7 protein-coding genes are annotated in these 8,771 nt (G+C 64.2%); 3 read left to right on the top strand and 4 right to left on the bottom strand.

The features are described 5' to 3' along the window. Positions 1 to 7: 7 nt before the first annotated feature. A complete protein-coding gene (locus QCE73_RS33620; RefSeq protein ID WP_035502585.1) occupies positions 8 to 646 on the bottom strand; it encodes a response regulator transcription factor in 639 nt (212 codons plus the stop codon). Continuing rightward, entirely contained in the window at positions 636 to 2,063 is a 1,428-nt protein-coding gene (locus QCE73_RS33625; RefSeq protein WP_309885246.1) for a cache domain-containing protein, read from the bottom strand. The genes QCE73_RS33620 and QCE73_RS33625 overlap by 11 nt, the downstream gene beginning before the upstream one ends. A 332-nt stretch (positions 2,064 to 2,395) precedes the next feature. Between QCE73_RS33625 and QCE73_RS33630 the strand changes: the two genes are divergently transcribed. Both QCE73_RS33630 and QCE73_RS33635 read left to right on the top strand, forming a co-directional pair. Continuing rightward, positions 2,396 to 4,480 (top strand): carbon starvation CstA family protein, encoded by a 2,085-nt coding sequence (locus QCE73_RS33630; RefSeq protein WP_035502581.1) that lies wholly within the window; start codon positions 2,396 to 2,398, stop codon positions 4,478 to 4,480. 10 nt (positions 4,481 to 4,490) lie between these two features. Next, the gene (locus QCE73_RS33635; protein WP_309885247.1) at positions 4,491 to 4,685 is read left to right on the top strand and encodes a YbdD/YjiX family protein; all 195 of its coding nucleotides are present in this window, start codon (positions 4,491 to 4,493) and stop codon (positions 4,683 to 4,685) included. A gap of 135 nt (positions 4,686 to 4,820) precedes the next feature. On the opposite strand, the gene hpnH is transcribed toward QCE73_RS33635, so the two are convergent. Further along, entirely contained in the window at positions 4,821 to 5,975 is a 1,155-nt protein-coding gene (hpnH, locus tag QCE73_RS33640; protein ID WP_035502580.1) for an adenosyl-hopene transferase HpnH, read from the bottom strand. 13 nt (positions 5,976 to 5,988) lie between these two features. Continuing rightward, the gene (gene ispH, locus QCE73_RS33645; RefSeq protein WP_250485259.1) at positions 5,989 to 6,951 is read right to left on the bottom strand and encodes a 4-hydroxy-3-methylbut-2-enyl diphosphate reductase; all 963 of its coding nucleotides are present in this window, start codon (positions 6,949 to 6,951) and stop codon (positions 5,989 to 5,991) included. 432 nt (positions 6,952 to 7,383) lie between these two features. Here ispH and QCE73_RS33650 point away from each other — a divergent pair, with 432 nt between their 5' ends. Next, a complete protein-coding gene (locus QCE73_RS33650) occupies positions 7,384 to 8,586 on the top strand; it encodes a glycosyltransferase (RefSeq protein ID WP_309885248.1) in 1,203 nt (400 codons plus the stop codon). Positions 8,587 to 8,771 lie beyond the last annotated feature (185 nt).

The raw sequence follows: 8,771 nt of genomic DNA on the forward strand, positions 1-8,771 counted from the left end.
GCCGGCTTCATGTTCTGCGGTGCTCCACCGCGAACTTGATCAGTTCGGCCTGTCCATCGATATCCAGTTTGCGCTTCAAATTCAGCCGATGCGTTTCCACCGTACGCACCGACAGCCCATGCTGCAGCGCGATCTGCTTGCTCGATAAGCCTTCGGCCAGCGCATCGAGAATATCGAGCTCGCGCGGCGTCAGGCGTTCGAGCGGCGTCTGCATCGACTGTGCCTGAATCATGCGCGCGGCGAGCCCGGCGCTGAAAAAGGTCTTGCCGGCCAGCACCGCGTCGATCGCCTGAATGATCTCGGTGGCGGGCGAATCCTTCAGCACGTAGCCGCTCGCGCCCGCGCGCACCGCCTGCTTCACATACTCCACGTTGTCGTGCATCGACAACATCAGCACGCGGATGCCCGGATGCCGCTCGTGAAACAGAGCCGCCAGCTCGATGCCGCTCATGCCGGACATGCCGACGTCCATCAGCGCGAGATCGGGCGGATTCGCTTCGTCGGCGGCGAGCGCGAGCGCCTCTTTTGCGTTGCCCGCCTCGCCGATCACGGTTAGACGCGGCACGGAGTCGAGGCGGGCGCGCAGGCCGTCGCGCACGAGCGGGTGATCGTCCACGAGAATGATGCGGGCGGGTTCAGCGCTCATCGGTATGTCCTTGAAGATTGGGTGCGGCGAGCGGCAGTGGCACGCGCGCGGTGATCGACGTGCGGCCGAGTTGCGAACTGATCGCCAGTGTGCCGCCGAGCGTGTCGAGCCGCTCGCGCATGTTGCGCAGGCCGACGCCGCTCGCCGGGTCGGAGACCGCGCTGTGCGCATCGAAGCCGCGGCCGTTGTCGGTGATGTCGAGCGTGACGGCGTGCGTGGCGATATCGAGCGTGATCGCCGCGCGCGAAGCCTGCGCGTGCCGCGCGATGTTGGTCAGCGCTTCCTGCGCGATGCGAAAGAGCACGGTGTTGACGGGATCGGGCAGGGTCGTGCGCTGCGTCGCGCAGGGCTTGCCGTGATCCATCGATTCGAAACGCGCCTCGATGCCGTCGTGTCCGTCGAACTCGCGCGCGAGTTGCTCCAGCGCGGCGGCGAGACCGAGATCATCGAGCATCGCGGGACGCAGCGCATGGGAGATGCGGCGCACTTCGCGCAGCGTGCCGGAGAGGCGTCCGAGACTCGTCGCGAGCGCGGCTTCCGCGGTCGGCTCGCGCGCCGCGCCGCGCTCGAAACGCGCGAGCGCCGATTCGAGCAGCAGCTTCACGGAGACCAGCATCTGGCTGATGCCGTCGTGCAGCTCGCGCGACAGCCGCGCGCGTTCCTGTTCCTGCGAGTCCACGACTTGCCGCGCGAGGCGCTTCAGTTTCGCGTCGGCGCTGCGATGCTCGCTGATGTTCAGCACCGCGCCGCATACCGCGATGATCGCAAGCGCGGCGAGCGCGATCGCGCCGATCCACATCAGCGTGCGTTCGATGTTCGCGGCCGCCTGCGAATCTATGCGCGCAAGCGTCGTTTCGACATCTTCCAGATAGATGCCCGTGCCCATCATCCAGCCCCAGCGTTCGAGCGGCACCACATAGCCGAGCTTCGGCGCGAGGAGGCCCGTGGACGGCCGCCGCCAGACGTAGCGCACGTAGCCGCCGCCTTTCGATGCCCGTTTGACGAGTTCCTGAATGGTGAGCGCGCCGTTCGGATCGCGCATCAGCCAGAGATCGCGTCCGACGAGATCCGGCTGGCGCGGATGCATGAGCGACGTGCCGTGCATCGTGTAGACGAAAAAGTAGCCGTCCTGTCCGAAGTCGAGGCGCTGCAGCGCGTCGAGCGCGAGGCGGCGGCGTTCGTCGTCGCTGCGCGGATCGGTGGCGGGTGCGTCGTAGTACGGCGCGATGGCGCTCTTCGCGATCTCGACGTAATGCCGCAGCTCGATCTCCTTGCTCGACATGTACGCGGCCTGCGTGGTGTCGTGCTGCGCCTGCGCGAGCGATTGCGCCTGCTGGCGTACGCCGTAGGTGATGCCGCCGATCGCCAGTGCGAACGGAACGATCGCAAGCAGGAAGATCTTTGACTTGAGATTCATCTAGGGTCTGTTCACATACAAAACGGCCATGCGTTGCCCTTGCAGGGCAACCCTTCGGGAACGCCCGAACTGCGCCGCATGGCTGCGTTGTTCGTCGCTTGTTTGGGCTCGCCAAACGGCGCTCCTCACTCCTTGCCCTGCAGCGCATTTCGGGACGTTCGCATGGCCGTTTTGTATGCGAACAGACCCTCGGGTTTTCCGCTACGTGAAGCCACGTAGCGCGCATACGTAGTTATGCGCTTGTAAGCGCCGTGGCGAAAGCGAATACTACCGCCCAATGCGCTATCGCGGCGCATCCATCGACCTGACGGGTCAATAACTAAGGAGACGCCATGAATCGGGCTTCCGGATTCCTGGGCTGGATCGCGCTCGCGCTATTGGGCGCGTTCGCATTCGGCACTATTGCACTCGCGCACGGCGAGCGCATCAGCGCGCTATGGATCGTCATCGCGGCGGTCTGCGTCTATCTCATCGCTTACCGGTTCTACTCGCGCTTCATTGCGTCGAAGGTCCTGCAACTCGACGGCCTGCGCATGACGCCGGCCGTTCGTCACAACGATGGCCTCGACTACGTGCCGACGAACAAATACGTGCTGTTCGGGCATCACTTCGCGGCGATCGCGGGCGCGGGTCCGCTGGTCGGCCCGGTGCTGGCCGCGCAGATGGGCTACACGCCCGGCATGCTGTGGATTCTCGGCGGCGTGGTGTTCGCGGGCGCGGTGCAGGACTTCGTCGTCCTGTTCATCTCGACGCGCCGCGACGGCCGCTCGCTCGGCGATCTCATCAAGATGGAGCTCGGCACCGTGCCCGGCGTGATCGCGCTCTTCGGCGCGTTCCTCATCATGGTGATCATTCTCGCGGTGCTCGCGCTGATCGTCGTGAAGGCGCTCACCAATTCGCCGTGGGGCACGTTCACCGTCGCGGCCACCATTCCGATCGCGCTCTTCATGGGCGTCTATACGCGCTACATTCGTCCGGGCCGCATCGGCGAGGTGTCGATCATCGGCTTCATCGGCCTGATGCTCGCGATCGTGTACGGCGGGCAAGTCGCCGAATCGGCGACGCTCGCGCCGTACTTCACGTTCACCGGCGTGCAGCTCGTGTGGATCCTGATCGGCTACGGTTTCGTCGCGTCGGTGCTGCCAGTGTGGCTGCTGCTCGCACCGCGCGATTATCTGTCGACGTTCCTCAAGATCGGCACGATTCTCGGCCTCGCGATCGGCATTCTGATCGTCGCGCCCGAGCTGAAGATGCCGGCGTTCACGAAGTTCGTCGATGGCAGCGGGCCGGTGTGGTCGGGCAACCTGTTCCCGTTCCTGTTCATCACGATCGCGTGCGGCGCGGTGTCGGGCTTTCACGCGCTGATCTCGTCGGGCACGACGCCGAAGATGATCGATAACGAAGTCAACATGCGCTTCATCGGCTACGGCGCGATGCTGATGGAATCGTTCGTCGCGATGATGGCACTCGTCGCCGCGTGCGTGATCGAGCCGGGCGTGTACTTCGCCATGAACAGCCCCGCCGCGCTGCTCGGCTCGACGCCCGAAGCGGTCGCGCAGACCGTGTCGAGCTGGGGCTTCCTGCTGACGCCGGACATGCTGACATCGACGGCGAAGGCGGTCGGCGAGACGACCATCGTGGCGCGTGCCGGCGGCGCGCCGACGCTCGCGGTCGGCATGGCGCACATTCTCCATCAGGTGATCGGCGGCCCGGCGATGATGGCGTTCTGGTATCACTTCGCCATTCTGTTCGAGGCGCTCTTCATCCTGACCGCCGTCGATGCGGGCACGCGCGCCGGCCGCTTCATGCTGCAGGATCTGCTCGGTACGTTCCATCCGGCGCTGCGCCGCACGGAGTCGCTTCCGGCCAACCTCGTCGCGACGGGTCTGTGCGTCGCCGCGTGGGGCTACTTCCTGTATCAGGGCGTGGTCGATCCGTTCGGCGGCATCAACACGCTGTGGCCGCTCTTCGGCATCTCGAACCAGATGCTCGCGGGCATCGCGCTGATGCTTGGCACCGTCGTGCTGTTCAAGATGAAGCGCGAGCGCTATGCGTGGGTCACGCTGCTGCCGACGATCTGGCTGCTCATCTGCACGTTGACGGCCGGCTGGCAGAAGATTTTCGACGCGAATCCGAAGGTCGGCTTCCTCGCGCACGCGGGCAAGCTGAAGGATGCGTACGACGCGGGCAAGGTGATGGCGCCGGCGAAGTCGCTCGCGGAGATGCAGCGGATCATCTTCAACGATTACGTCGATGCGGCGCTTGCCGGCTTGTTCATCTTCGTGGTGGTGAGCATCGCGGTGTACGGCGTGCTGGCGGTGTTGCGCGCGCGTCGCGAAACGAAGCCGACAGTGCGCGAGACGCCTTTCGAAGCGATGCCCGCGGGTGCGGGCGCGGCGGTTCGTTCGGGCCACTAGGGAGCGCACGATGTTCACCGATCTTCGGCAAGCAGGACGGTATCTCGGCCAGGCGATGCGTCTGATGGTCGGGATGCCTGATTACGACGCGTATGTCACGCACATGCAGACGACGCATCCCGACAAGCCGGTGATGAGCTACGCGGAGTTTTTCCGCGAGCGTCAGGAGGCGAGGTATGGATCGGGGGCGGGGAAGTGTTGTTGAGCTGATGGCGTTTCGAAGTGGTTGACGGGAACGCGACGGTGAGAGCCATCGCGTTTTTTGCTCTTCAGCAAAAACAAAAAGGGCGGATGACCCAAGTCACCCGCCCCTCGCATTTCTACACGTTTAACGCGCGACTCAGTTCACCGCCGCCGCCGTCTTCGCGCCCTTGTTCTTCTGCGTGCGGCCGATCTCTTCCAGCTTGATCTCCACGTGCTTCGAGAACACATACTCGGCCGGACGCTGCTTGTCGATCGGCAGATCCTTCGCGAATGCGCCCGTCGTGCGCGGACCCGAAAGAGCGATCTTCGCGGCCTTCAACGGATGCGCCACCGTGTCCATCACGGCGGTCGCTTCGAAGCCGCAGTGGACCATGCAGTCCGCGCACTTTTCGTATTTGCCCGTGCCGTACTTGTCCCAATCGGTGGTTTCCATCAGTTCCTTGAAGGTCTTCACATAACCTTCGCCGACCAGATAGCACGGCTTTTGCCAACCGAACACGGTACGCGCCGGGTTGCCCCACGGCGTGCACTGATATGTCTGGTTGCCCGCGAGAAAATCGAGGAACAGCGTCGACTGGCTGAACGACCAGTTCTTGCCGTTGTTGCCGCGCTTGAAGATTTCGCGGAACAGGTTCTTCGTCTTTTCGCGGTTCAGGAAGTGCTGCTGATCCGGCGCGCGCTCGTACGCATAACCCGGCGAGACCGTGATGCCATCGACGCCAATGGGCCCAAGCGTGTCGAAGAACTTCGCCACGCGCTCGGGTTCCGCATCGTTGAACAGCGTGCAGTTGATGTTCACGCGGAAGCCCCGGCGCTTCGCTTCCTTGATCGCGGCGACGGCCTTGTCGTAGGTGCCCGGCTGCGAAACCGAGTGATCGTGCGCTTCGCGGTCGCCGTCGAGGTGCACCGACCAGACGAAGTACGGGCTCGGCTCGTAGTCGTCCATCTTCTTTTCCATCAAGAGCGCGTTCGTGCAGAGATACACGAACTTCTTGCGCGCCATGATGCCCTTCACGATCTGCGGCATTTCCTTGTGCAGCAACGGCTCGCCACCCGCGATCGACACGACCGGCGCGCCGCATTCGTCGACGGCGCCGAGGCACTCTTCCAGCGACAGACGCTGGTTCAGGATCGGATCCGGATAGTCGATCTTGCCGCAGCCGTTACAGGCGAGATTGCAGCGGAACAGCGGTTCCAGCATCAGCGCGAGCGGGTAACGCTTGGTGCCCGTGAGGTGCTGCTTGAAGATGTAGGCGCCTACGCGGGCCTTCTGGAGCATCGGGATAGACAATTGCGTCCTCTCCTTATTCTTCGCGAGTCGCGGTTGCCGCAACGGCGGCGACCGGCTGAGTGAGCTTCGCGGGGAGTTTGAATTCGACCTTTTCCTCGCGGCCGTTCATCGTCGTGACTTCGACGTTTCCGAACGCGCGCAGGGCATCGATCACATGTTTGACCATTTCCTCGGGCGCCGAAGCGCCCGCGGTGATGCCGACCGTCTGCACATTGGCAAACCACTCCGGCCTGATCTCTGAACCGTCCGCGACGAGGTAGCTCGGAACGCCGGTCTCGGCGCCGATTTCCCGCAGGCGGTTCGAATTGGAACTGTTGGTCGCGCCGACCACCAGCAGCACATCCACCTGGCTCGACAGCTCGCGCACGGCGGCCTGGCGGTTTTGCGTCGCGTAGCAGATGTCGCGCGTGTCCGGGCCGACGATATCCGTGAAGCGGCGCTGCAAGGCATCGATGATGCCGCGCGTGTCATCGACCGAAAGCGTGGTCTGCGTGACGTAGGCGACGGGCGTATCGGGCGCGAGGGTCATCTTCTCCACTTCGGCTTCGCTTTGCACCAGCACGACTTCGCCCGGAATCTGCCCGATCGTGCCTTCGACTTCCGGATGGCCCGCATGGCCGATCAAAATGAGCGTGCGTCCCTGCGATACATACTGGCGGCCTTGCACGTGAACTTTCGTGACGAGCGGGCAGGTGGCGTCCAGCACATCGAGACCGCGCGTCTGCGCATCCTTCTCGACGCTCTGCGCGACGCCGTGCGCGCTGAAGATCGCGACCGCGCCGTGCGGCACTTCATCCAGTTCCTCGACGAAACGCGCACCCTTGCTGCGCAAATTATCGACGACATGACGGTTGTGAACGATCTCGTGACGCACATAGACGGGCGCGCCATGTCGTTCGAGGGCCCGATCGACGATTTCGATCGCACGGACCACACCCGCACAAAAGCCGCGGGGTTGAGCAAGGATGATACGCATATTCGAACGAACTCCGACTGACGCGGGTTTCGGGGTTAGCCGGCGCGAAGCTCGCGCTTTCCTTTGATTGGACCTTCACGGCGCCTCGGAGACGTTAAAAACGCCCCGGGAAAGCAGACCGGAAAAAAAGACATGGTGGTTTGGTCTGCGCGCCGAAGTTGACCGCGTATTCTAACCCGTTCCCTTTTTGGGTGCTCAATGCCCGCTTCACTGCGCGCAGCCGCCCGGCGCGTGCCGATACGGCAATTTTCAGAACCCAGTAAACTGTCGAGCGCCCCGGACCGCATGGCGGCGCGATTTGCGCCGTTGCGCCCGGCCCGGCGGCCTTCCGGACGGACTCCCGGCGCCGTTCGATTTGTGTATTTTTCGCGCAACGTCCCGTCGACCGCGCCATCCGGTTGCGCCACCGTTTCCAAGCTAATCGTTTATTTCATGCTACTGATCGCCTGGCTGTCTTTTTTGATCTGGATCGTGCTGCTGTTCGCTCGCGGCGGCTTCTGGCGCGCCGAACCCGCGCCGGCGCTGTCCGGTACGACGGTCCACGCCGTCGGCAACGCGGAGATCGCGCGTCGTGGCGCATGGCCCGCGCTCGTGGCCGTCGTGCCGGCGCGCAACGAGGCCGACGTCATCGGGCGCGCGGTCGGCTCGCTCCTGAAGCAGGACTACGCGGGCGCGTTCCATGTGATCGTCGTCGATGATCACAGCACCGACGGCACCGCCCAGGTCGCGCTTGCCGCCGCACGCGATCTCGGGCTCGAAGACCGTCTGACCGTGCTGACCGCGCAGCCGCTGCCGCCGGGCTGGTCGGGCAAGGTGTGGGCGCAGTCGCAGGGCATCGGCGCGATCGATTCGCTCGGTCTGCCCGCCGAGTTTCTGCTCCTGACCGACGCGGACATCTACCATCCGGCCGATGCCGCGACGCAGCTCGTCGCGCGCACGATTCTCGAGGATCGCGATCTGGTCTCGCTGATGGTGCGTTTGCGTTGCGATTCGCTGTGGGAGAAGGTGCTGATTCCGGCGTTCGTGTTCTTCTTCGCGAAGCTTTATCCGTTCGCCTGGGTCAATGACGTGAAGAAGCCGACGGCCGGCGCGGCGGGCGGCTGCATGCTCGTGCGCCGCTCGGCGCTGGTGGAGGCGGGCGGGATCGAATCGATCCGTCAGGAACTGATCGACGATTGCAGTCTCGCCGCGCGCATCAAGCATCGGGCGGGCCGCAACGATGCGCGCCCGATCCGCCTCGATCTCGCCGATCGCAGCGAATCGCTGCGTCCGTACGATAGTTGGCGCGATATCTGGAACATGATCGCCCGCACGGCCTTCACGCAGTTGCGCTATTCGCCGTTTCTGCTCGCCGGCACCGTGCTCGGCATGGCGGTGATCTATCTCGCGCCGCCGGTGCTCGCGCTGGCTTATGGCGCGCGGGCCTGGCCGGCGTGCGCGGCGTGGGCGTTCATGTGCATCGCGTATGGTCCGATGCTGCGCTATTACCGCAGATCGCTGTTGTGGGCGCCGCTTCTGCCGCTCGTTGCGTTGTTCTATGTGAGCGCGACGATCGGCGCGGCTGTGCGTTACTGGAGCGGGAAGGGCGGGCAGTGGAAGGCGCGGGTGCAGGCGCCGGGGCAGGAGGGGTCGTAGGTGGGTTTTTTTTCGCTGGATCCCGTTTTCGTGGTGGTCTATTAGCACTGCCCCTGTGCGGGGCGGCAGTCACTTTCTTTGCTGCTGTGTATGGACCGGAGACATGGGTAACACCTGTTCCAGGACATGGGTGACACTTCGGACGAATGGTTCGTCCGGAGTAGATCATGACCTGGGATAGCAAA

It is taken from the genome of Caballeronia sp. LZ029 (assembly GCF_031451275.1).
GTDB classification, from domain to species: domain Bacteria; phylum Pseudomonadota; class Gammaproteobacteria; order Burkholderiales; family Burkholderiaceae; genus Caballeronia; species Caballeronia jiangsuensis.

What these genes read in the sequence shown, in the direction of transcription:
- QCE73_RS33635 (WP_309885247.1), top strand. Translation starts at nt 4,491, where the DNA reads ATGTTCACCGATCTTCGGCAAGCAGGACGGTATCTCGGCCAGGCGATG.
- QCE73_RS33650 (WP_309885248.1), top strand. Translation starts at nt 7,384, where the DNA reads ATGCTACTGATCGCCTGGCTGTCTTTTTTGATCTGGATCGTGCTGCTG.
- QCE73_RS33630 (WP_035502581.1), top strand. Translation starts at nt 2,396, where the DNA reads ATGAATCGGGCTTCCGGATTCCTGGGCTGGATCGCGCTCGCGCTATTG.
- QCE73_RS33620 (WP_035502585.1), bottom strand. Translation starts at nt 646, where the DNA reads ATGAGCGCTGAACCCGCCCGCATCATTCTCGTGGACGATCACCCGCTC.
- QCE73_RS33625 (WP_309885246.1), bottom strand. Translation starts at nt 2,063, where the DNA reads ATGAATCTCAAGTCAAAGATCTTCCTGCTTGCGATCGTTCCGTTCGCA.
- ispH (WP_250485259.1), bottom strand. Translation starts at nt 6,951, where the DNA reads ATGCGTATCATCCTTGCTCAACCCCGCGGCTTTTGTGCGGGTGTGGTC.